Origin of the sequence: Zestomonas insulae, from assembly GCF_016901015.1 — a bacterium.
Taxonomy (GTDB): Bacteria; Pseudomonadota; Gammaproteobacteria; order Pseudomonadales; family Pseudomonadaceae; genus Aquipseudomonas; species Aquipseudomonas insulae.
The window spans coordinates 101958-124812 of the sequence record NZ_JAFEUP010000001.1 but is presented as its reverse complement, the minus strand read 5'-3'; the positions used below and the strand labels follow the sequence as shown (position 1 = coordinate 124812).

Annotated in this window: 23 protein-coding genes; 18 read left to right on the top strand and 5 right to left on the bottom strand. The window is 68.0% G+C overall.

Going from position 1 to position 22855, the window contains the following annotated elements; genetic code table 11:
• Positions 1-24: 24 nt before the first annotated feature.
• The 18 genes from JQX08_RS00630 to JQX08_RS00545 all read left to right on the top strand — a co-directional run bounded on the left by JQX08_RS00630 (position 25) and on the right by JQX08_RS00545 (position 16247).
• Positions 25-2001, top strand: coding sequence for a cytochrome D1 domain-containing protein (locus tag JQX08_RS00630; protein ID WP_430472503.1), 1977 nt, complete (start codon positions 25-27; stop codon positions 1999-2001).
• A 21-nt stretch (positions 2002-2022) separates the two neighbouring features.
• Complete coding sequence (locus JQX08_RS00625; RefSeq protein ID WP_204913959.1) at positions 2023-2682, top strand: SCO family protein; 660 nt, start codon at positions 2023-2025, stop codon at positions 2680-2682.
• Entirely contained in the window at positions 2679-3302 is a 624-nt protein-coding gene (locus tag JQX08_RS00620; RefSeq protein ID WP_204913958.1) for an SCO family protein, read from the top strand. The genes JQX08_RS00625 and JQX08_RS00620 overlap by 4 nt, the downstream gene beginning before the upstream one ends.
• Before the next feature lie 6 nt (positions 3303-3308).
• Positions 3309-4868 carry a cytochrome c/ABC transporter substrate-binding protein gene (locus JQX08_RS00615; protein ID WP_204913957.1) on the top strand — a complete coding sequence of 520 codons (1560 nt, stop codon included), beginning with the start codon at positions 3309-3311 and terminating at the stop codon, positions 4866-4868.
• A gap of 14 nt (positions 4869-4882) precedes the next feature.
• On the top strand, positions 4883-5842 hold the full coding sequence (locus JQX08_RS00610; RefSeq protein WP_204913956.1) for a peptidylprolyl isomerase: 960 nt from the start codon (positions 4883-4885) through the stop codon (positions 5840-5842).
• Between the two features lie 363 nt (positions 5843-6205).
• Entirely contained in the window at positions 6206-6703 is a 498-nt protein-coding gene (locus tag JQX08_RS00605; RefSeq protein ID WP_204913954.1) for a response regulator, read from the top strand.
• Positions 6703-8469, top strand: a complete 1767-nt coding sequence (locus JQX08_RS00600) for a GspE/PulE family protein (RefSeq protein WP_204913952.1) — start codon at positions 6703-6705, stop codon at positions 8467-8469. The genes JQX08_RS00605 and JQX08_RS00600 overlap by 1 nt, the downstream gene beginning before the upstream one ends.
• Entirely contained in the window at positions 8450-9247 is a 798-nt protein-coding gene (locus JQX08_RS00595; protein WP_204913947.1) for a hypothetical protein, read from the top strand. Before JQX08_RS00600 ends, JQX08_RS00595 begins: the two co-directional genes overlap by 20 nt.
• 1 nt (position 9248) lies before the next feature.
• Positions 9249-9818: a pilus assembly protein gene (locus JQX08_RS00590; RefSeq protein WP_204913945.1), complete on the top strand. Its 570-nt coding sequence runs from the start codon at positions 9249-9251 to the stop codon at positions 9816-9818.
• The gene (locus tag JQX08_RS00585; RefSeq protein ID WP_204913944.1) at positions 9790-10338 is read left to right on the top strand and encodes a GspMb/PilO family protein; all 549 of its coding nucleotides are present in this window, start codon (positions 9790-9792) and stop codon (positions 10336-10338) included. Before JQX08_RS00590 ends, JQX08_RS00585 begins: the two co-directional genes overlap by 29 nt.
• Positions 10338-10877 (top strand): secretion system X translation initiation factor, encoded by a 540-nt coding sequence (locus tag JQX08_RS00580; RefSeq protein ID WP_204913942.1) that lies wholly within the window; start codon positions 10338-10340, stop codon positions 10875-10877. The genes JQX08_RS00585 and JQX08_RS00580 overlap by 1 nt, the downstream gene beginning before the upstream one ends.
• On the top strand, positions 10874-13141 hold the full coding sequence (locus tag JQX08_RS00575; protein WP_239481941.1) for a secretin N-terminal domain-containing protein: 2268 nt from the start codon (positions 10874-10876) through the stop codon (positions 13139-13141). Before JQX08_RS00580 ends, JQX08_RS00575 begins: the two co-directional genes overlap by 4 nt.
• 2 nt (positions 13142-13143) lie before the next feature.
• Positions 13144-13617: a type II secretion system protein gene (locus JQX08_RS00570; protein WP_204913941.1), complete on the top strand. Its 474-nt coding sequence runs from the start codon at positions 13144-13146 to the stop codon at positions 13615-13617.
• A 2-nt stretch (positions 13618-13619) separates the two neighbouring features.
• Positions 13620-13997 (top strand): type II secretion system protein, encoded by a 378-nt coding sequence (locus tag JQX08_RS00565; RefSeq protein ID WP_204913940.1) that lies wholly within the window; start codon positions 13620-13622, stop codon positions 13995-13997.
• Complete coding sequence (locus tag JQX08_RS00560) at positions 13984-14481, top strand: type II secretion system protein (protein WP_204913939.1); 498 nt, start codon at positions 13984-13986, stop codon at positions 14479-14481. Before JQX08_RS00565 ends, JQX08_RS00560 begins: the two co-directional genes overlap by 14 nt.
• A gap of 59 nt (positions 14482-14540) precedes the next feature.
• Positions 14541-14975 carry a curli production assembly/transport protein CsgE gene (gene csgE, locus JQX08_RS00555; RefSeq protein WP_204913938.1) on the top strand — a complete coding sequence of 145 codons (435 nt, stop codon included), beginning with the start codon at positions 14541-14543 and terminating at the stop codon, positions 14973-14975.
• Entirely contained in the window at positions 14972-15373 is a 402-nt protein-coding gene (locus JQX08_RS00550) for a curli assembly protein CsgF (RefSeq protein WP_204913934.1), read from the top strand. Before csgE ends, JQX08_RS00550 begins: the two co-directional genes overlap by 4 nt.
• Before the next feature lie 25 nt (positions 15374-15398).
• The gene (locus tag JQX08_RS00545; RefSeq protein WP_204913933.1) at positions 15399-16247 is read left to right on the top strand and encodes a CsgG/HfaB family protein; all 849 of its coding nucleotides are present in this window, start codon (positions 15399-15401) and stop codon (positions 16245-16247) included.
• Positions 16248-16648: 401 nt separating this feature from the next.
• Here the strand turns inward: JQX08_RS00545 and JQX08_RS00540 are convergent, their stop codons facing one another.
• Genes JQX08_RS00540 through JQX08_RS00520 form a run of 5 tightly spaced genes read right to left on the bottom strand, consistent with a single transcriptional unit; the run spans position 16649 to position 22595 of the window.
• Complete coding sequence (locus tag JQX08_RS00540; protein ID WP_204913932.1) at positions 16649-16972, bottom strand: hypothetical protein; 324 nt, start codon at positions 16970-16972, stop codon at positions 16649-16651.
• 51 nt (positions 16973-17023) lie between these two features.
• Positions 17024-18406: a curlin gene (locus tag JQX08_RS00535; protein ID WP_204913931.1), complete on the bottom strand. Its 1383-nt coding sequence runs from the start codon at positions 18404-18406 to the stop codon at positions 17024-17026.
• 59 nt (positions 18407-18465) lie between these two features.
• The gene (locus JQX08_RS00530; protein ID WP_204913930.1) at positions 18466-18942 is read right to left on the bottom strand and encodes a curlin; all 477 of its coding nucleotides are present in this window, start codon (positions 18940-18942) and stop codon (positions 18466-18468) included.
• Between the two features lie 51 nt (positions 18943-18993).
• Positions 18994-21204, bottom strand: a complete 2211-nt coding sequence (locus JQX08_RS00525) for an Ig-like domain-containing protein (RefSeq protein WP_204913928.1) — start codon at positions 21202-21204, stop codon at positions 18994-18996.
• Positions 21205-21233: 29 nt separating this feature from the next.
• The gene (locus JQX08_RS00520) at positions 21234-22595 is read right to left on the bottom strand and encodes a hypothetical protein (RefSeq protein WP_204913926.1); all 1362 of its coding nucleotides are present in this window, start codon (positions 22593-22595) and stop codon (positions 21234-21236) included.
• Positions 22596-22855: the final 260 nt, after the last annotated feature.

Genomic DNA, 22855 nt, shown 5'->3' with positions numbered 1-22855 from the left:
CACCAGCCAGGAGGGATTGCCGTGGTGAACGCCGTACGGACTACAGCATGTGTGTTGTTGATTTCCGGTTTGGCCATCGCCGGCGGCGCCGGGGTGTTGACCCACATGAAGGAGGACACGCAGCACGCACGCGAAGCCGCGCTGATCCCGACCAGCAGCAGCCACCGGCTGGTGCGCGACGGCATCGCCATCGACTTCGAGGCCACGCCGGTGGGCAACACCGGCAACCTCACCGAAGGCATGTTCGCCGACATCCGCTTCCGCCTGACCAACGCCGAGACCGGCCAGCCGATGGCCGGCCTGGCGCCCGGCGCCTGGCTCGACCAGGCGCTGCCCGACAGCGATCCGGGCACGCGCACGCTGCAGTGCAAGTCGCGAGTCGGCCTGTACCTCAAGGGCGTGATGGGCGCGCGGCCGCTGCTGGATTTCAACAGCTACTACCTGGTGCTGATGAACCAGGACGCCAGCATCACGGTGATCGACCCGGTGACCTCGCTGGGCGGCATCACCAGCACGCTGATGCGCATTCCGCTCAAGCACCGGCCGATGGACTGGACCGCCAGCCGCGGCGACCGCCAGCTGTACGTGTCGCTGCCGGCCAGCGGCGAGGTGGCGCTGATCGACACGGAAACCTTCCAGGTGGTCGCCAACCTGCCGGCCGGCAGCGAGCCGAGCCGCGTCGTCCTGCAGCCGGACGGCCGCTACCTGTGGGTCGGCAACGACAGTCGCCAGGATGGGCAGAGCGGGGTGACGGTGATCGACACGCAGACCCGCAAGACCGTGCTGAGCGCCGCGACTGGCGCCGGCCACCACGAAATCGCCTTCAGCGAAGACTCGCGCTACGCCTTCGTCAGCAACCGCGACGCCGGCACGGTGAGCATCTTCGACGTGGCCACGCTGAGCCGGGTCAGCGACCTGGCGACCGGGCCCAAGCCGCTGGCGCTGGATTACTCCGCGCTGTCCAAGGCGGTCTACGTCGCTGACGGCAAAGCCGGGCGCATCACGGTGATCGACGCGCGCAGCCTGGCGGTGCGCAAGGTCATCGACACCGGGCGCGGCATCGGCCCGCTGCGCTTCACCGAGGACGGCCGCTACGGCATCACCCTGAACACCCTGACCGACCAGGCGCTGGTGATCGACGCCGCCAGCGACGAGATCATCCACCAGCTGCAGGTCAGCGCCGAGCCGTACCAGCTGGTCTACACCCGCGCCTATGCCTATGTGCGCGGGCTGGCCTCGCCACGGGTGACCATGATCAACCTCGGCTCACTGGGGCGTGGCAAGGAGCCGATCCTGCAGAGTTTCGAGGCCGGGCCGCAGCCACCCAAGCTGGCCGACGACCTGCCACTGGCCGACAGCGTGGCGGCGGCTCGCGATGACGCGGCGGTGTTCGTGGTCAACCCGGTGGACAACACCGCCTACTTCTACATGGAAGGGATGAACGCACCGAGCTCCAACTACCTCAATCGCGGCCACACCAGCCGCGCGGCGCGGGTGATCGACCGCAGCCTGCGGGAGACCGCGCCTGGGGTGTTCAGCTCGCGGGTACGCCTACCGGCGGCCGGCGACTTCGACGTGGCGCTGATCCTCAACCAGCCGGAAATCACCCACTGCTTCCGTGCCCTGGTGATGGAGAACCCGGAACTGGCCAAGGCCCGCCAGCATGCACGGGTGGAGTTCCTCCTCGACAACCCGCGGGTGCAGACCGGTGAGCCGGTGAAGGCGCGCTTCCGCATCGTCCAGGGCCAGGACGACGAGGTGCGCCGCGGTGTGCGTGACCTGCGCGTGCGCTACTTCCGTGCCCCCGGTTCCTGGCCGCAGGAAGTCGCGGCGTACGAAGTGGGTGAGGGCGTTTACGAGGCGGCGGTGACCTTCGACGACACCGGCGCCTACTACCTGCACGTCGGCTCGCGTTCACTGGGCATGGAATTCGGTTCCCAGCCGTACGCCAGCCTGCGCGTGCAGAACAGCGGCGTCACTCCCGCGCACCAGATTCCCTGATCCGAGGAAAAGGAGCCTGTCATGTATCCGTTAGCCATCAGACCTGCCGCGCTGTGCCTGGCGCTGTTGCTGCCGTTCGGCGCGCAGGCGCATTCGCCCGAGGAACACGCCGCGCACGGCCAGCCGGAGCAGCGCCAGGAGGCGGTGCAGGTGCGCTTCGCCGACGTGCAGTTGGTCGACCAGGAAAACCGCCCGGTGCACCTGGAACGCGATTTGGTCGCCGGGCACATCGCCGTGGTCGGCTTCATCTACACCAGCTGCAGCACGGTGTGCCCGGTGATCTCCTCGATCATGGGCCGCCTGCAGCATCAGCTCGGCGAGCGCGCCGGCCGCGACGTGCAGCTGATCTCGATCAGCGTCGACCCGCTGCGCGACACGCCGAGCGTGCTGCATGCCTACGCCCAGCGCTTCCAGCACGGCCCCGGCTGGAGCTGGCTGACCGGCACGCCGCAGGCGGTCGACGCCACGCTCAAGGGCCTGGGTAGCGCGCCGACCGGGCTCAGCGAGCATCCGCCGCTGATCATGATCGGCGACGCGCGCAGCGGCGAGTGGACGCGCTTCTACGGCTTCACCGACCCGGCGCTGCTGCTGGCGAAGATCAACGCGCTGGACAGCGGCGAGCGGGTCAGCCTCGACGAACATGCCGGGCACTCATCCATGACCGCCGAGGTGGCACCATGAAGCATTGGCTTGGACTCGCTCTGGGGCTCTGCCTGGCGGCTGGCGCCCAGGCCCATGAAGGCCATGCCCCGGCGGCCGCACCCGGCGCACCGGTGGCTGAACCCGTGGCCGCCGACGGCACGCGCGATGCGCAGACCTACTTCACCGACACCCAGCTGCTGACCCAGGACGGCCAGCCGGTGCGCTTCTACAGCGACGTGCTGAAGGACCGCCTGGTGCTGCTCAACGTGGTGTTCACCCACTGCACCGACGCCTGCCCGCTGATCACCCGCAAGCTGCGCGACGTGCGCGCCGCGCTGGGCGAGGAGCTGGCCAGCCAGGTGACGTTCATCACCCTGACCAGCGACCCGCTCAACGACACCCCGGCGGTGCTCAAGGCCTTCACCCAGAAGCAGGGCGTGGAATCGCCGAACTGGCTGTTCCTCACCGGCGAGCAGGCCAATGTCGAGCTGGTGCTGGCGCGCCTCGGTCACCTGTCGGCCAGCCCCGAGCAGCACTCCACGCTGCTGATCGTCGGTGACGTGAAGGCCAAGCGCTGGAGCAAGATCCGCCCGGACGCCCCGGTCGCCGCCATCGCCGAGCGCCTGCAGCTGCTGTCCATGCCAGTGGCCGGACGCTAACCCGCCATGGCGCGCCTGGCGCTGCTGCTCTGCCTCGGCCTGGCCGTGGGCCCGGCCCTGGGCCTGACGCTGAGCGACGACGAGGCGGCCGGCAAGCGCCTGTTCGTCGAGGGCGTGAGTCTGTCCGGGGGCGAGGTGCTGGCCAAGGTCGGCGCCGGCGCCACCGTGCTACCGGCTTCGGCGCTGCCCTGCGCCAGCTGCCACGGCGCCGACGGACGCGGGCGGCCGGAGGGCGGGGTGCGGCCGCCGGACATCACCTGGCGACGCCTGACCACCCACTACGGCCAGCAGATCAACGGACGCAGCTACCCGCCGTACGGCGAGGACAGCCTGGCCCAGGTGGTCAGCGACGGCGTTGACCCGGCCGGCAACCGCCTGGACACGGCGATGCCGCGTTTCGTTCTGTCGCCACGCGACATGGCGCGCCTGACCGCTTACCTGAAACGCCTGGAGGACGACCATGACCCCGGCCTGGAAAGCGACCGACTGCGCGTCGGCACCTTGCTGCCGAGCAGCGGCGTGCTCGCCGACCACAGTCGCACGGTGGGTGCGGTGCTGCAGGGCATGATCGACGCGCTCAATCGCGGCGGCGGCATCCACGGCCGCCAGCTGGAACTGGTGGTCGCCGATCCCGGCCCCGATCGCGCCAGCGCCGAACAGGCGTTGCAGCGCCTGCTCGACGAGCAGCACGTGTTTGCCTTGCTGGCACCGCTGGCGCCGGCGCTGGAAGGGCGCCTGGATGCGCTGCTCGGGGCGGCCGGGGTGCCGGTGATCGGCTCGCTGGCTCAGTTCGCCGAGGGCGACAGCGGGCGGGCGATCTTCGCACCGTTGCCTGGCTTGCGCGAACAAGTGCTGGTGCTGGCCAACTTCGCCAGCGAGCTGTTGCCCACCGGGCCGCGCCGCGCGCTGCTGGTCTACCAGGCGGATGCCGGCCTGCAGCCGCTCGCCGATCAGCTCGCCGAGCGCTTGCGCCGCCAAGGCTGGAGCGCCGTCGAGGTCCACGACTACCGGCCGGCGGCCGCCGGGGCGGCGCTGCAGGGCCAGGCCGCGCAGACCCAGGCGCTGTTCTTCCTCGGCTCTCAGGATGCGTTCGTAACAATGAGCGACAGCCTGCCCGCCGACGACGGCAGCCCGCCGTACCTGTTTGCCATCGCCACCCAGGTGGCTGGCGCCGCGCTGCAAGTGCCGCCGCGTTATGCCGACCGACTGTTCCTGGCCTATCCGTTCCTGCTCGACGACTGGACCCCGGACGGCACCGCCGCGCTGGCCACCCTGCGCCAGAGCGCCGGGCTGAACGGCCGGCACGGTGCGCTGCAGGTCAGTGCCTACTGCGCCGCGCTGCTGTTCTTCGAAGGCATGAAGCGCGCCGGCCGCGACGCCAGCCGTGAGCGCCTGGTCAGTGCGCTGGAGAACCTGCACGGCTTCCAGACTGGCCTGACCCCCGAACTGGGCTTCGGCCCCGGCATGCGCGTCGGCGCCACTGGCGCGCACATCGTCAGCGTCGACCTGCAGGCCAACCGGTTTCGCCCGCTGGGGCGCTACGTCAAACCCGCTTCACCTTTCTGAGAGAGGTGTCCGTCATGAATCGCCTCGCTGTCGCCGCCTTGCTCTCGCTGTCGCTGCTGGCGCCGGCGCTGCACGCCGAAGAAGTCGGCGTGGCCGCGCGGGTCAACGAGGCGGAGATCAGCAACTACCGGCTGGACCGCTACTTTGCCGACTTCCTCAAGGCCAAGTCGCGCAGCGTCGCCTCGATCCGCAACCCGTCCAGCTACAAGCGCCTCAAGCGCGAGGCGCTCAACGAGCTGATCGACAAGGAACTGCTGTGGCAGGAGGCGCACCGTCAGGGCGTGGCCGTCGACGACGAGCAGGTGCGTCGCGAGCTGAGTGCGGTGAAGGCGGCGTTCTCCACCCCCGAGGCCTATCAGCGCCAGCTGGTCGAGTCGGGCTTCGACGAGGGCGCCTATGCCGAGTACCTGCGCCGCGAACTGGTTGCCCAGCGCATGCTCAACACCCTGGTGCAGCCGCTGACGGTCAGCGACGACGAGGTGCGCCGTGGCTATCAGGAACGCCGCGCGAGCTTCGCGCGACCCGAGCAGGTGCGCGCCCGGCACATCCTCCTGCGCGTTCCGGCCGGCGCGTCGGACGAGCAGGTCGAGACGGTCGCCCGGCGCATCAAGAAACTGCGCCGCCAGCTGGTTGCCGGCACTGATTTCGCCGAACTGGCCCGCGCGCAGTCGGAAGACCCCAGTGGCGCGCGCGGCGGCGAGCTCGGCTACTTCTCGCGCGGGCAGATGGTGCCGGCGTTCGAGGCGGCCGCCTTCGCCCTCGACCCCGGCGAGGTGAGCGAGCCGGTGCGCAGCGAGTTCGGCTGGCACCTGATCCAGGTGGAGGAATACGTGGCCGAAGGCCAGCTCGACGAAGCCATGGCCATGGCCACGGTGCGTGACCAACTGCTCTACCAGCGTTACGTGCTGGCCCGTGACGCGGCGCTCAACCGCCTGCGCAGCGGCAGCCGTATCGAGGTCGCGCGCGGCCTTTAGAGCCCGTTTCGGATCTGCTGCGCGTCGGAAAAACTGCGTTGAGAACGTCTTCGGAATGCTCATTTACAACTCGTAAACTCTGCTTCCTCCGTCGTTTTCGCCTTGTTTTTCTCTAGCTCGCGAGATCCGAAACGGGCTCTAGGGCGGCCGACCCGCGCCACCGCTGGCGACCCCATGTTTGGGGTGGAAACGCCGCCAGCCCCCGCCGATTCCCCGTTTGTGGGGAATCGCGCGTGCCCGTTTCCCCACCCCGCACAGCCAGATTGGTGGCTTGCCAGCCGGCCGGCAGCTGGCACGGAGCGTGCGTAGCAAGGAGTGCCGGGTGGGAATGCCGGTGTCGCCGTCGAGCATAGGGAGCGCGAAGTGACCAACAAGGTGATGATCGTCGAGGACGAAAAAATCCTCGCGCAGAATCTCCGGCTCTACCTGGAGCAGCAGTGGTTCGTCGTGCAGACCGTCGCCGATGGCGCCAGCGCCCTTGAACTGGCGCCACAGTTCCAGCCGGAGGTGATCGTTCTCGACTACCGCCTGCCGGACATGGAGGGCTTCGAGGTGATCGATGCACTGGGCCGCGACTGGCGTTACCGCTGCCTGCTGATCACCGGCCACCCGACCTGTGCGGTATGCGAGGCGGCGGCCCAGCGCGACATCGACCACATCCTGTTCAAACCGTTTCCGCTGCAGGAGATGGGCCGGGTGGTGACGCGCCTGCTGGCCAACCTGGACGCGGACCTCGGCGAGGATTTCCCGCTGCACCTGTATGACGGCTCCTGGCGTCTGGTCGAGCGGCACGAACTGCCGGGCGTCCTGCCCGCCGGGGCGGAGAAGGGCAAGGCCACGCCGCGCAACGAGTCGCGCTGATGGCCCAACAACGAGGTCCGGGGCGCGCCAAGCGCGGCTCCGGGGTAGAGGAGGTTGCCGTGGAAGCGCTGGTCGTCGAACCCGTCATCCCCGCCTGCGATACCACGCTGGCCCGATTCGACAGCGGCCTGCTGCGCGCGGCGCACGAACGCAGCGCGCAGCTCGGCGAACGGGTGGTCACTGCGCTCGACGAACTGACCAGCCTCGACCCGGCGGTGTTTGCCCACCGGCTCGGCGCGACCCTGCATTACCCGGTGCTCGACGGCCAGTCGCTGATGCACTACCTGCCGGCCTTCGAACGCGTGCCGCTGGCCCAGGCGCTGAAGCACGAATTCGTCATGATCCACCTCGACCAGGGCGTGGTGGGAGTGTTCGCCGACCCCTTCGACGACGCCAAGCTGACCTGGATCGACGAGCAGCTGCGCGGCGCCGCCCTGTACCTGGTACACCCCGGCGACCTGGCGGCCTACCTGGCGCGCCACGAGGAGAGCTACCACGCGGTCGACTCGCTGGGCGCGATGAACGAGGAAATCGCCCCCGAGGAGGATCTGGAAAACCTGTCGCTGGCGCGCATCAGCGAAGACTCGAGCGTGGTGGTCAAGCTGGTCAACTCGACCCTCTACGACGCGCTGAAGATGCACGCCAGCGACATCCACCTGGAAACCACCGGCAACGGCCTGGTGATCAAGTACCGCATCGACGGCGTGCTCAACGTGATCAGCCGCGTGCATGGCAGCGAGATCGCCGAGCAGACCGTGTCGCGGGTCAAGGTCATGGCCGAGCTGGATATCGGCGAGAAACGCGTGCCGCAGGACGGCCGCCTCAAGGTGGGCATCAGCGGCCGGCAGATCGACTTCCGCGTGTCGATCATGCCGAGCATCTTCGGCGAGGACGCGGTGCTGCGCGTGCTCGACAAGCAGGACCTGGCCGACCGCGTGCACGGCGTGCGCCTGGAGTCCCTGGGCTTCGCCGACGAGTCGCTGCGCAAGCTGCGCCGGCTGGCCGCCGAACCCTACGGCATGGTGCTGGTCACCGGGCCGACCGGCAGCGGCAAGACCACCACGCTGTACGCGATGATCACCGAGATCAACCGCGGCGTGGAGAAGATCATCACCATCGAGGACCCGGTCGAGTACCAGCTGCCGGGCGTGCTGCAGATTCCGGTCAACGAGAAGAAGGGCCTGACCTTCGCCCGCGGCCTGCGCTCGATCCTCCGCCACGACCCGGACAAGATCATGGTCGGCGAGATCCGCGACCCGGAAACCGCGCAGATCGCCGTGCAGTCGGCGCTCACCGGCCACCTGGTGTTCACCACCATCCACGCCAACAACGTGTTCGACGTGATCGGCCGCTTCGCGCAGATGGAGGTCGATCCCTACAGCTTCGTTTCGGCGCTCAACGCGGTGCTCGCCCAGCGCCTGATTCGCCTGGTGTGCACCGCCTGCGCGGTCAATCGGCGGCCGAGCGACGAGGACCTGCTGGCCTCCGGGCTCGATCCGGCGCAGGTCGACGACTACCACTTCGTCCACGCCACTGGCTGCGGTCGCTGCCGAGGCTCGGGCTACCGCGGACGCACGGCGATCGCCGAGCTGCTGCAGCTGGACGACGAGCTGCGCCAGATGATCATCGAGCGCCAGCCCATCGCCCAGATCAAGGCGCTGGCCTGCAGCCGCGGCCTGCGTCTGCTGCGCAGTTCGGCGCTGGAGCTGGTGCGTGACGGCGCAACCACCCTGGAGGAGATCAATCGTGTCACTTTCGTGGCGTGACCGGCATGTCGCCGTGCTCGGTGCCACCCAGGTGGCGCTGTTCCGGCGGCGTGGCGAACAGTGCGAGCGGCTGGCCAGCCGCGACTTCGACGCCAGTACGGCGGCGCTGCCGGCGGCCATCGAGGCGCTCGAACAGGTACTCGCCGGCCAGGCCCTGCGCGGCCGGCTCGACGTACTGCTGTCCAACCAGTTCACCCGTTTCTGCCTGGTGCCGTGGAGCTGGGACATCGGCTCGCCCGGCGAGCAGGAGCGTTACGCCCGGCACTTCCTCGAGGAAATCTACGGCCAGTCGGCCGAAGGCTGGAGCGTGCGCCTGTCACCGGAAGCCACCGGGCGCCTGCGCCTGGCCGCGGCGATTCCCGAGGACCTGCTGGAGCGCCTGCAGGCCCTGGCGCTGCTCGCCGGTTGCCGGCTGATGTCGGTGCAGCCGTACCTGATGGCGGCGTTCAACCGCTTCCGCACTCGGCTGAACCGCAGCGACTTCCTCTTCGTGGTCGCCGAACCGGGGCGCTGCAGCCTGCTGCTGGCGCGCCAGGGCGACTGGGTGCGGGTGCGCTCGGTGAGTCTCGGTGATTCCGACGCGGCGCTGGCGACCCTGCTCGGCCGTGAGGTCGAGCTGCTCGAAGCCAAGGATGCCGCGCCGGCAACCCTCTACCTGCACGCGCCGGGTCGTCCGGACCTGGCCGCCGCTGCCTTCACCGGCGCCGCGCCGCAGTTGCTGGTGGTCGAGGCCGCCGCCGACGATGCGCTGCATGCCATGGCCATGGTGGGAGCCTGACGTGCGCGCCCTGCAGCTCGACTTCCAGGCCCGCCAACCGGCCAGCGTGGCCGGCTGGCTGCTGCTCGTCGCCGGGCTGCTCAGCGCGCTGCTGGTGGCTGGCATGGGTTACTGGCTGAGCAGCGTCAGCACGCGCAATGGCGCGGAGCTGCGTGGCGTCGATGCGCAGTTGCGCAGCCGCGGGCTGGTCGAGGCGCCGCGCGCCGCCGGCAGCCCCGCCAGCAACCGCGAGGAAGCCGCCCGACTGGCCGAGATGCGGCAGATTTCCGCGCAGATGAAGCAGCCTTGGGACAACCTGTTCGCCATGCTCGAGAACCAGTCGCGCAAGGACGTGGCGCTGCTCGAACTGGCGCCGGATGCGCGCAAGAAGCAGCTGCGCATCAGCGCCGAGGCACGCGACCTGGCCGCCATGCTGGCCTTCCACCGCAGCCTGGAGCAGAGCGACGAGCTCAGCGACGTCTCGCTGCTCAATCATGAAGTGATGACCCAGCAAGCCGAGCGGCCGATCCGCTTCAACCTCCTGGCCAATTGGGAGGTGCGGGATGCGCGTGCCCCGGTTGGTCGTCCATGAGCAGCTGCGCGCTCTCGGCCGCCCTGGCGCGGTGGGTGCCGGATTGCTGCTGCTCGCCGTCGGTTATGCGCTGTTCGGCCTGTTGCCCGGCTACCACGCGGTGCAGGGCATGAACGCGCGACTGGCCAGTGGCAGCGCGCAGCTGGCGGGTCACGCCAGCGGCGGCGCGGCGCCGGTGCTCAGCGACGGCCGCCAGCTCGAGGATTTTCACCGCACCCTGCCGACCCAGCAGGACGCCGCGGCGGTGATCGACCGCATCTACGTGCTCGCCGACCAGGAGCACATCGCCCTGGCGCGCGGCGAGTACGCGCTGGGTGTCGATCCGAAGACCCACCTGGCGCGCTATCGCATTCTGCTGCCGGTGAGCGGCAGCTATCCGCAGTTGCGGCGTTTCATGCACGGCATGCTCGAGGAACTGCCGGCGCTGGTGCTGGAAGATGTCGATTTCCAGCGCAAGCAGGTCAGTGACGTGCAGCTGCAGGGCCGCATTCGTATGACCCTTTACCTGTCGAGGCGATGATGGACAGTCGGCGGCGTTGGTATTGGCTGGCGTTCCTGGGCGGTGCGGCGTTGATCGCCGCCGTTCCGGAGCTGTATTTCACCGCGGAACCGGCCGACGACGTGGCGATGCCGGCCAAGCGAGGTGCGGACACCAGCGGTCAGCTCGCCGCGCTGCGCGGCGCACCGGCGGCGACTCCTGTCAGCGCAGCGATCCCGGCGGCCGCCCGCACGGCGCACGTGCCGCAGGCCGACCTGTTCGCCGCGCACAGCTGGTACGTCGCGCCGCCGGCACCGCCACGCAGCAACCTGGCGCCGGTTGCGCCGCCACCGCCGCCAGCGCCCATGGCGCCACCCTTGCCGTTCCAGTTCATCGGCAAGCTCGACGACAGCCTGCGCCAGCAGGTGTTCCTGCTCAGCGGCGAACGCCTGCACATCGTCGGGGTTGGCGACGTGATCGACGGCACCTACCGCGTCGAGCAGATCAGCGACAGCCAGCTGACCCTGACCTACCTGCCACTGCACATGACCCAGGCGCTGGTCGTCGGGAGCCGGCTATGAACCGCCTGAGCCTGAGTCTGCTGAGTCTGGTGTTGCTGGGTGGCTGCGCCAGCAAGGTAGCGCTGGACGACGGCAAGTCGCTGGTCGAGCAGGGCCAGTACGAAGCCGGCCTGGCCCGCCTGGAAGACGCAGTACGCGCCGACCCGCGCGACACGACCGCGCAGATCGCCCTGACCACCATGCGCGGGCGGGTGATCCAGAGCCTGCTGGCGCAGGCCGACAGCCTGCGCACCAGCCGCGACTTCGCCACCGCGCAGCTGACCTACCAGCGTGTGCTGGGCATCGAGCCGAACAACAGCCGCGCTCGCGACGGCCTGTACCAGATCGAGCAGCTGCGGCATGTCGACGACATGCTGCGCCAAGGCCAGGCGGCGCTGCGTCGTGGCGACCTGGTCGGCGCGCGGCGCCAGGTGCAGAACATTCTCAACCTCGATCCGCAGTACGAGCCGGCGCTGCAGCTGGAGCAGGGCGTGCAGCGCCTGCAGGCGCAGAACCTCTCGCCGTACCCGCAGCTGCGTTCGCGGCTGGATCGGCCGGTGACCCTGGAGTTCCGCGACGCCAGCCTCAAGGTGATCTTCGAGGTGCTGGCGCAGACCTCCGGGCTGAACTTCATCTTCGACAAGGATGTGCGCCCAGACCTCAAGGCGACCATCTTCGTGCGCCAGGTGGCGATCGAGGACGCCGTCGAACTGCTCCTGCAGCAGGGTCAGCTGCACCAGAAGGTGGTCAACGACAACACCATCGTCATCTACCCGGACTCGCCGCAGAAGATCAAGGACTACCAGGAGTTGGTGATGCGCACCTTCTACCTGACCAGCGTCGACGCCAACACCGCGATGAACATGGTCAAGACCATGCTCAAGACCCGCGACGTGTTCATCGACGAACGCCTCAACACCCTGACCATGCGCGACACCCCGGACGCGGTGCGCATGGCCGAGAAGCTGTTCCAGTCGCAGGACCAGTCCGATCCCGAAGTGGTCCTCGAAGTCGAAGTGATGGAAGTCGCCCGCCAGCGCATCCTCGACCTCGGCCTGCAGTGGCCGAACACCTTCGGCGTGCTCAACGACGAGGGCAACCCGGTGGGCATCCTCGACCAGCTCAAGGGCCTCGACTCCGGGCGCATCAGTATCTCGCCGTCGCCGCAAGCGAAGATCAACGCCAAGGACAACGACATCAACACCCTGGCCAGCCCGGTGATTCGCGTCAGCAACCGCGAGCAGGCGCGCGTGCACATCGGTCAGCGCGTGCCGATCGTCAGCGCCACCTCGACGCCGTCGACCCAGGGCCCGGTGATCACCGAGAGCATCACCTACCTCGACGTCGGCCTGAAGCTGGAGGTGCAGCCGACCGTGCACCTGAACAACGAAGTGGCGATCAAGATCGCCCTGGAAGTCAGCAATGCCACGCCGCTGGCGCCGACCCAGCAGGGCACCATCCCGGTCCAGGTCGACACCCGCAACGCGCAGACCACTCTGCGTCTGCACGACGGCGAGACCCAGGTGCTGGCCGGGCTGATGCGCAACGATCATTTCGCCTCGGGCAACAAGATTCCCGGCCTCGGCGATATTCCCGGCATCGGTCGGCTGTTCGGTAGCAACCAGGACACCGTCGGCAAATCCGAGCTGGTCCTCGCCATCACCCCGCGCGTGGTGCGCAACCTGCCGTACCAGAGCCCCAGCGACATGGAGTTCGCCACCGGTACCGAGACCAGCCTGCGCACCCGGCCGATGCGCGTGCCGGTGGCGGTCGCCGCGGCGGACGCCAGCCCGCTGGCGGAACCCAACCTGTCGCTGCCGGGCACTTCCGCGTTGCCGCACCCGGCGGTCGATGCCGACACTGGCGAGCTGCTGCTGCACTGGGTCGGCCCGGCGCAGATGCGTGCCGGCGAGGAGGCGGTGATCGAGCTGCAGGCCGAGGCCGGCCATCCGCTGCGCAGCTCGACCCTGCAGGTCGCCTACGACCCGGCGCGGCTCAAGGTGCTGGAAGTGGTGGAGGGCGACCTGCTGCGCAGTGACGCCAACCGCACCTCGTTCACCCCGCGCCTCGACGAGAACAACGGCGTGCTGGTGGCCACCCAGGCGCGTTCCGGCAACACCGGGGCGACTGGCGCCGGCGGCCTGCTGCGTCTGCGCGTGCGGGCCCTGGAGTCGGGCGAGCGCGGCTCGCCGATCCGTCTGCTGAGCTTCTCCGGTGTCGGCCAGGGCGACAGCCTGGTCAGCGCGGCGCTGCCGCCGCCGCAATCCGTCACCGTGATGCCCTAGCCATGAACGCCCGGGAGCGCGGCTTCACCTTCATCGAAGTGGTGATCACCATGGCGATCATCGCACTGCTCGCCAGCATCGCCGCGCCGCTCACCGAAACCGTGGTGCGCCGCGACAAGGAACAGGACCTCAAGCGCGCGCTGTATCAGCTGCGCGATGCCATCGACAGCTACAAGGCGGCCAGCGAGGCCGGGCGCATCGAGCGCTCGGTGAGCAGCAGCGGCTACCCGCCGTCGCTGCAGGTGCTGGTCGACGGCGCTCGCGACGTGCGCAGCGTGAAAGGCGAGCGCATCTACTTCCTGCGCCGGATCCCGCGCGACCCATTTGCCGATCCGCGCCTCGAACCGCTGGAGCAGTGGGGGCTGCGCGCCTATTCCAGCCCGGTCGACGACCCGCGTCCGGGTGAGGACGTGTTCGACGTCTATTCGCAGTCCGAGGCCAGCGGCCTCAACGGCGTCCCATATCGGGAGTGGTGAGCATGAAACGGCGCGCGGCGGGTTTCACCCTGATCGAGCTGATGGTGGTGATGGCGATCATCGCGGCGCTGATGACCCTTGCGGCGCCGCGCTATTTCTCCAGCCTCGACAACTCCAAGGAGACCAGCCTGCGCCACAGCCTGTCGGTGATGCGCGACGCGCTCGACCGCTTCTACGGTGACACCGGACGCTACCCGGACAGCCTCGAAGAGCTGGTGGAGCGCCGTTACCTGCGCGGCATGCCGCTCGACCCGATCACCGAACGCACCGACCTGTGGCTGGTGGTGGCGCCGCCGGAAGGCGCGGCCGGCGCGGTCGGCGACGTGCACAGCGGCGCCAGCGGCCAGGCCCGCGACGGGAGTGCGTATGGCGAGTGGTAGCGGCGAGCGCGGCTTCACCTATTTCGGCGTGCTGTTCCTGGTGATGCTGATGGGCATGGCGCTGGCGGTGGCCGGCCCGGTGTGGTCGACCCAGGCGCAGCGCGACCGCGAGCGCGAGCTGCTGTGGGTCGGCGGCCAGTACGCCCAGGCGCTGCGCAGCTACTACCGGAGCTCGCCGGGGCTGGCGCAGTACCCGATGGAGCTGCGCGACCTGCTCGAGGACGAGCGCTTCCCCAACGTACGTCGCCACCTGCGCAAGCTGTACCGCGACCCGCTGACCGGCAGCGACGAATGGGGGCTGGTGCGTTCGTTCGAAGGGCGCATCGTGGGCGTGTACAGCCGCTCGACCAGCCAGCCGCTGAAGCAGGCGAACTTTCCGGTGCAGTGGACCGAATTCGAAGGCATGGGCAGTTACGCCGACTGGCGCTTCGTCGCCGAGAAGGCGTTTCTGGAGGCGCCGGTGAAACCCGGCGAGCGGCGCTAGCCCTGGCATGGGCGATGCAACGCAGAAGTGTGGTTTCGACGTATGGGACGAGGTACGACATGAAGTCGCTGGCCGTTTTACCAACACCCGTTGCACCCCGGCGCTTCGCGCTGGCGCTGCTCTGCGGCCTGGCCCTGTTTGGCACGGGCAACAGCGCCCGCGCCGAGAACGACGAGTTCCTCGGCTTCATCGTCGACAACAGCATTTCCCACATCGGCCACGAGTTTTATCGCTACTTCAGCGACCGCCTGCGCGACACCAGCAAGCTGGATTTCAACCTGGTGGTGCGCGAACGGCCGTCGGCGCGCTGGGGCAGCCTGGTGTGGGTGGAGTACGAGGGACGCGTGCTGTATCGCGAATTCCTCGCGCCGAACACCGCACAACTGCAGCCGTTGGCTTACGCGGCGGCCGACCTGGTCCGCGAGCAGGTCGCCAAGCAGAAGATCGAGCGCCTGCTGCAAGACACTCAAGATCTGGAGAGGGACGAGCTATGAAGAGGAACACCGCATTGCTGCCGGGCTGCCTGCTGCTGGTCGGCACGCTCGCCCAGGCCACCGAGCTGGTCTACACGCCGGTCAATCCGTCGTTCGGCGGCAACCCGCTGAACGGCACCTACTTGCTCAACAACGCCCAGGCGCAGAACGATCACAGCGACCCGAACGTTACCCCGCGCGCCGCGGCCTCGTCGCTGGAGCGCTTCACCAGCCAGCTGGAGTCGCGGCTGCTCTCGCAGTTGCTGAGCAATATCCAGGACGGCAACACCGGCAGCCTGACCACCGACGCCTTCATCATCGACATGGTCGATGACGGCGGCCAGCTGAGCATCGTGATCACCGACCGGGTTACCGGCGAAGTGTCTGAAGTCGTCGTCAACGGGCTCGGCCCGCTGTGATGTAACGCGCCAGGAGGGCGAGAGCATGAAAGCCTGGATGATGTCGATCCTGCTGATGGCCACGCTGCAAGGTTGCGGCCTGCGCGAGCCGATGCCGGCCGAGACGGATAGCGAAATTCCGACCCTGACGCCGCGCGCCTCGACCTACTACGACCTGCTGGCCCTGCCACGGCCGCGTGGCCAGCTGGTGGCAGCGGTGTACGGCTTCCGCGACCAGACCGGGCAGTACAAGCCGACCCCGGCCAGCTCGTTTTCCACCAGCGTGACCCAGGGCGCGGCGAGCATGCTGGTCGACGCCTTGCAGGCCAGCGGTTGGTTCCGCGTGCTGGAGCGCGAGGGCCTGCAGAACGTGCTCACCGAGCGCAAGATCATCCGCGCCTCGCAGAACAAGCCGAACACCCCGGCCAATATCCAGGCCCAGCTGCCGCCGCTGCAGGCCGCCAACTTGCTGCTCGAAGGCGGCATCATCGCCTACGACACCAACGTGCGCAGCGGCGGCGAGGGTGCGCGCTACCTGGGCATTGGCGCCTCGGTCGAATACCGCGTCGACCAAGTCTCGGTGAACCTGCGCGCGGTCGATGTGCGCAGCGGCCAGGTGCTGGCCAACGTGATGACCAGCAAGACCATTTACTCGGTCGGCCGCACCGCCAGTGTGTTCAAGTTCATCGAGTTCAAGGAACTGCTCGAAGCCGAGGCCGGCTACACCACCAACGAGCCGGCGCAGCTGTGCGTGTTGTCGGCCATCGAGGCAGCGGTGGCCCACCTGATCGCCCAGGGCGTCGAACGCCACCTGTGGCAGACCGCCGCCGGGCAGGCGCTCGAAGACACCTCCTTGAAGAAATACCTGGGGCGCATCCAGGCCTCCACTCCCTGAAACAACCCCTGAACTCCCAGCTGGGTAGGGTGGGTTAGCCGCGCAGCGGCGTAACTCACCGTCGCTGCGGTGCCTGCAATCGCGCTCATCTACCGCCAGACTGCTTGCCCCCGTTCCCATGGCGCGGGCCGAGTCTCAGAGAGCTGGCCGAGCGTTCGCAGCGGGCAGCTGGATACCGGCCTGCGCCGGTATGACGGGGCGGATAATGGCGTGGTCTGGGGGAATTGGAGCTGCTGGCGATTCCGGTCGCCCGCTTGCTTCGACTACCGCCAGCCTTCCTACCCCGTCGCCCCGGCACAGGCCGGGGTCCAGAGTGCCGGTCGGCAACTCGCAGCGTGCCACTGGCCTCGGCGTTCGGCAGCAGCGCTGGGTAGCTTCTACGGCTAACCGATCCCGCACGGCTAAGGCGCACCTTCCAGTTGCCGAATCAGCGGCGGCTGTTCAATCCCGTCGACCCACCAGCGCAGCCGGCTTTCCAGGCGTTGCTCAGTGCGCAGAGTCATGCGCTTGAGTGTCGGACATTGCGCTTGCACGCCGGCGCGCAATTCGCCGGCCTGGCGCGAGCGGTTGCTGCCGGCCTGGGTTTCCAGTTCGAAGCGCACCTGCTGGCCGTTGCCGCGAAAGCATAGGCGCAGCTCCGCCAGGTTCGGCGAGGGGGTGTGCAATTCGAGGCTGGCGTCGACGCTGAGCAGCGCGGCGAGCAGGAGCGGGGCGGTGGGTGACATGGCGGGAAGGGAAAAAACCTGCCGCCCGCGAGGGCGGCAGGAAAGGGCAAATCACTGCTGGGTGACGAAGGCCTGGTTGCCCGAGCCGGTCTGATTGACGATGGAGCTCATGTTGATCCCGCCCTGGCTGGCGGTGACCTGGTTGGAGCTGCCGATCTGGTTGACCTGCAGGGTGGCCAGACTGCCGGATTGCGCAGCTTCCACGTTGTTCAGGTCGCCTTGGCTGAAGCCGATGATGCTGCCGTCGGCACCGCTCTGGTCGGCGAGCAGGATGTTCTCGGAACCGTCCTGGTCGAAGAACAGTTCGTTGGTGCTGCCGTCCTGGGTGATCGCGGCGCTGTTGAAGTCGAGGGTCTGGGTCAGCGTCACGCTGTTGCCGTCGCCGTCCTGGCGCAGGCCGATGGTGTTGCTGTTGCCGTCCTGGGTGAGGCTGGCGCTCTGCCCGACGCCGAACTGGCCGCCGTCGAAGGTGCCTTGCCAGTTGCTGACTTCCACGCGGTTGTCGTCGCCCACGGTGCTGACGCTGAGCTGGTGCGCCGCGCCTTCCTGATAGGTGTAGGTTTCGTTGCGTTCACCGCTCTGGAAGTGATCGGTGGAGGAGGCGGCCGACTCGAACTGGTCGGCCTTCAGCACGTTGTCGGTACCTTGCTGGATGATGCTGACCATGTTGTCGCTGCCGAAGCTCTGGTCGACGGCCAGGGCGTTGCCGTCGCCGCTCTGCTCGACGGTGGACTGGCTGCCGATTTCCCCGGATTGCCAGACGTCGATGTAGTTGCCTGTACCGTCCTGGGTGATGCCGATGCTGTTGTCCTGGCCGCCGTCGGACTGCGAGGCGTAGGCCTCGTTCACTTCGCCGCCCTGGGTCACCGAGACTTCGCCGCGATCGTGATCGGCCTGGTACACCGCGGTGTAGTTCAACGTGCCGGTCTGGTCGATGGTCGCCTGGTTGCCGCTACCGGTGATCTGTTCGGCGAAGCTCTCGTTGATCTGGTCGGCCTGATTGACGGTGATCTGGCTGCCGGTCTGCGCCTGCTGGTAGTTGAAGGAGAAGTTCTCGCTACCGCTCTGGGTCTGGCTCGAGGCGCTGCCGATCCCTTCCAGCTGGTCGGAGTGGACGACGTTGAACTCGCCGGACTGGGTCTGCACCGAGCTGCCGTCGGTTTCGAACATCTGCCGGCCGTAGGCGGCGTTGAGCGTGTCGCTCTGGGTCTGCTCGATGCTGCTGTTGTCGGCGCTGCTCTGCTCGGCCATGGCGTCGTGCCCGTCGCCTTGCTGGTCCTGGGTCACGCTGCTGTTGTTGGTCAGGCTCTGGATGACTTCGGCGCGGTTGCCGTCGCCGACTTGGGTCTGGGTCGATGTGCTGTCGCCTGCCATGGCTTGCATGCTAGCCAGGGCCAGGATTGCGGCGGCGAGCGGTTGGTACTGGAATTTCATGGTGTTGCCTCCTGGGAAGGGTCCCTGCTGAACGCACTGCTCGATATGGTTTGCCCGATTCAGCGGTACTGGCGGACCAGCACGCTCTGGTTATTGCCGGTTTGGGTGACGCTGCTGTGCAGGCCAGTGCCGGACTGCTCGATCTGGGCGGTGTTGTAGGCACCGTCCTGGACGATCTGCGCGACGTTGTCGGCGCCGCTCTGGCTGATCCCGGCGACGTTGCCGCTGCCTTGCTGGTAGATGCTTGCCATCTGGTTGATGCCTTCCTGCAAGATGAACGCTTCCTGATTGCTGCCGTTCTGCACGATCAGGCCGAGCAACGACTCGCCGTTCTGGTGGAGCTGCGCCAGGTTGGCCTGGCCGGTCTGTTGCACCAGGGCCTGGGCGGTGGCGCCGCCGAGCTGGCCGAGGTCGGGATCGCCGCCGGCCAGATCGAGGTTGTCCATCAGGTCGGCGGCGTACAGCGCCGTGCTGCTCAGGTACAGGCCGAGCAACACGGCGAGACGACGCTGGCGAAACCCTGCATGGCGTTTCATTGCCCATCCCTGAATCAACCTGCCCGCGCCAGGGCGCGGGCAGGCACTGCGTTAGCGATTGACCAGCGTGACCGTGCGCACGTTGTTGAACGACGAGCGAATGGTGGCGGTGGTGGTGGCCGGCAGGACCAGCCCGGTGGTGGTGGCCGACAGCCGCCAGCGTCCGCTGGCCGGCACCACAGCGCTGCCGATGACCACCGGACCGGTAGTGGTCTGCACCGTCACGGTGATGCTGTTGCCGGTGGTCAGCGAGGAGGTGCCATCCACGCTGAAGGTGTGCCGCGCGTTGGAGCGGGCGACCACGTCAGCCGTGGTGATCGCCAAGTTCTCCGCGACTACCGGCGGTGGCGAGACGTTGATGGTGACCGTGGCTGGCGCGGAAACGGCCCCCAGCGAATCTCGCGCCTGATAGGTGAAGGACGTGCTGAACGCAGCAGTCACGCCGGCCGGCGGGGTATAGGTGATGCTGGTGCCGTCGGTGCTGGCAGTCCCGCGAGTGGGCTGTGTCAGGTTGATCACCGTCAGCGGTCCGTTGCCTTCCGGGTCGGCGTCGTTGGTCAGCACGGCGAGCGTTAGCGGTACGCCGAGGGTGGCACCGGTGTCGTTGACCACGTTCGGTGCCTGGTTCGGGCTGACCGTGACGTTGACCGTGACCGGCGCCGACTGCGCACCGAGGTTGTCCTGCACGCGGTAGGTGAAGCTGGTGCTCAGCGGCGTATTGACCACTGCCGGCGGGGTGTAGACCACCGTGGTGGTGCCATTCAGTGCCACGGTGCCCTGGCCGGCCGGTGGCGGGGTGAGCCCGGTGACGCTGAGCGGCGTGTTGTCATCCGGGTCGCTGTCGTTGGCCAGCACGGCGATGGTCACCGGCACGCCGAAGCTGGTGCTGGCGGTATCGGTCAGGCCGACCGGCGGCTGGTTGCTCGGCTCTTCCGGCGCGCTGCCGACTACCGTGACGTCTTCACTGTCCTCGCCACCGGCGGAGGATTTGACCAGCACGCTGGCGGGCGGCTGGGCCAGGTCGTTGACGGTCAGGGTCTGCACCGGACCGGCCTTGCTCATGCGCCCGAAGCCTTGCACCACCAGATCCGGCACCGCGACCTCATCGCTGGAGCGGGCTTCGATGGTCAGGCGTTTGTCGGCCCAGGAGTAGCGCGCGTTGCTGACCTTGACCACGTCGATCACCCGACTGGAGGCCGAGGTCGGCTTGGTGCTGCCGCTCGGCGCGCTGGCGGTGACCACCACCAGCGGCGGCAAGGGTGCCGGCGCCGGGTTGTGGGCAAAGAAGTGGCCGTTGTTGTCGCTGAGCATGGTGGTCTGGCACGGCGAAGGTGGCGTGCCGATCAGCGCGATGGATTCGCGGAAGCACAGCGAGGAGGTGTTGCTCGAACCGGCGAACACTTCAAGGCGGGTGCCCTGGGCGGTGCGCCGGTAGGTGGTGCGTCCCATTTCCAGCGCGGTGGCCGGACGCGAGTCGAAGACCTTGCCGGTCACGCTGAACACGTTGGTCTGGATGGTGCCGGCCGGGCCTTCGATCTTCACGAAGTTGGTGCCGTTGGGGCTGCCGATCACCGGTTCGACCAGGTTGGGGTCGCCGACAAAGCTTTCCAGCACGCCGGTATCCGGGTTGCGCTCAGGGTACGGGCCGTTGACGCTCTGCAGGAACGGTCCGATATCGCCGGTCAGTGCGCCGCTGAAGTTGCCCGGCGCGCCGATACCGATGTCGCGGGTCATGTTGATCCCGCGCCGTCCGGTCTGGGTGACGGTAATGGTTTCCACGCCGTACGGGTGGGTCACCTTGTACACCCCGGCTACCGGGATCGAGGCGCGGATGCGGATGCGCGCGAAGGACTGCTGCTGGCCGTCGACCGGTACTTCGCCACCCGAGAAGGCCGCTTCGATCGCCGCGACATACACCTCCAGGCCATAGCCGGCGGCGTTGTTGGGGATCTCGGTTTCAGCGGAGAACCAGAACAGTTCGCCCGGCCAGTTGCCGGGGAAGATCATCGGCAGGGTGTCGTCGTACACGCCCGGATCGGGGATCAGCGTGCACATGTAGGCGTTCGGCGCGCCGCCGGCGCGCGAGCTGACGGCCCGCGACTGGCAGAGTTCGAGGCTGAGGTTGTTCTCGTCCTGATACCACACCGGGTACTTGCCGGTCGCGAGGTTGTAAGGACCGGTATCGACCGCGGCGAGATCGGCCATGACCTGGCCAATCGAGAGGGCGGCTACGGTGCAAAGCAAGCCTGGCCACTTGTTCATGATGCCTCCTGGCTCGAAAACGGATATCGCTAGGGGAGGATGACCACTTCTTCGATGTCGGTTCCGCCGTTGGCGGACGTCACCTTCACGCGGGCCGGTGGCAGCGGTGAGATGCCGGTGCTCAGGGTCTTCAGCACGCCGTCGCCAGTCAGCGGGCCGATCGGGGCGCCGTGGTCGAAGTCGGCGGTCAGCGCCGGCAGTGCGGTCTGGTCGCTGCTGCTGGCCTGCACGATGAGCTGGCCGGAATTCAGGCTGTATTCGGCTCGCTGGATCTGTACTTGGTCCTTCAGCCGGAGGCTTGCGGTGGTGGGGGTGCTGGTGGCGATGGCCGCCTGGTTGTCGGCAGTCAGACTGATGTCGACGAGCGCTGTCGGGTTGTTCGCCGACTGGCCGTACCAGTTGCCGGTGGCGGTGCTTTCCAGCATGTCGACGTTCTCACCGAGGCTGTCGGCGAACTTGGCGGTGCCGGGTGGTGGTGGCGCCAGGGCGAACACGTCCTGCTGGGCGACCACGCCGTTGCTGCCCGGCTGCCGCGAGTAGGTGGCGCGCTGCATGATCACCGGGGTCGGCCGGGTGACCGTGGACAGCTTGCCGGAGACGGCGAACAGGTTGGTGCGCAGGTCGATGCCGTTGGGCCCTTCGATGCGCACGTAGTTGGTCCCGTACGGGCTGCCGGTCACGGCCTCCTCGAGGTTCGGGTCGCCGATGTAGCGCTCGCTCTGCTGGGTGACCGGGTTGGTCTCGGTGTACGGGCCGTTCACGCTGCGCAGGAACGGTCCGATGTCACCGCCCAGCGCGCCGGTGTAGGTCTTCGGCGCGCCGATGCCGATGTCGCGGGTCATGTTGATGGCGCGCCGGCCGTCGCCGATGTTGGCGGCGGTGATCTCGTAGACCTCGACGCCGTACGGGTGGGTCACGGTGTAGATGCCCGGAGTGGGGACATCGACGCGGATGCGGATGCGCGCAAAGCTGACCTGATCGCCTTCACGCGGCTCCTCGACGTTGAACGCCGCCTCGATGGCCGCGCCATAGCCGAGGTCGATACCGCTGGCGGCGTCGGTGATCGCCGCGTCGGCGGTGAACCAGAACGCTTCGTCGGGAAAGTTGGTGGGGAAGACGATGGGCTGGGCGTCGTCGAAGACCCCGGGAGTGGGCAACAGCGAGCACATGTACGAAGGCGCGCCGGGGGCGCCGGGCACCCGCGAGCTGAGCGCCTTGGACAGGCACAGGTCGAGCACCCGGCCATGGGTGTCCTGGTACCAGGCGGCGAATGAGCCGTTCTCGGGCAGGTAGGGGCCGGGGTCCACGGCATACAGGACGGCGTGGGCGGATTGGGTGGCCAGGGCCAGAAGCGAGAGGGTGGCCGTGGCGGTGGTCAGTTTGCTGGGCATGGTACTTCCCTCGTGCGTTGGGGAAATGCCCTGTGTAAGCGGAGCTCACAGGCAAGGCTGCGGGCAGCTCCGCAACAACCGTACCAGCCGGCGGGAGAGGCTCTATTTCCTGGGGTGCGCGGGGGTTTACAGAGGTGGTGCTGGGGGTGGCTGGGGGTCTGCCCCCACAACTGGGGCTCCACGGCTGGGGGCAGAAAAGTGGACTAAAATGTCGGTTCTAGATGGCGTGGCAATTTTCCGGCGCGTTAAAAACCAATGAG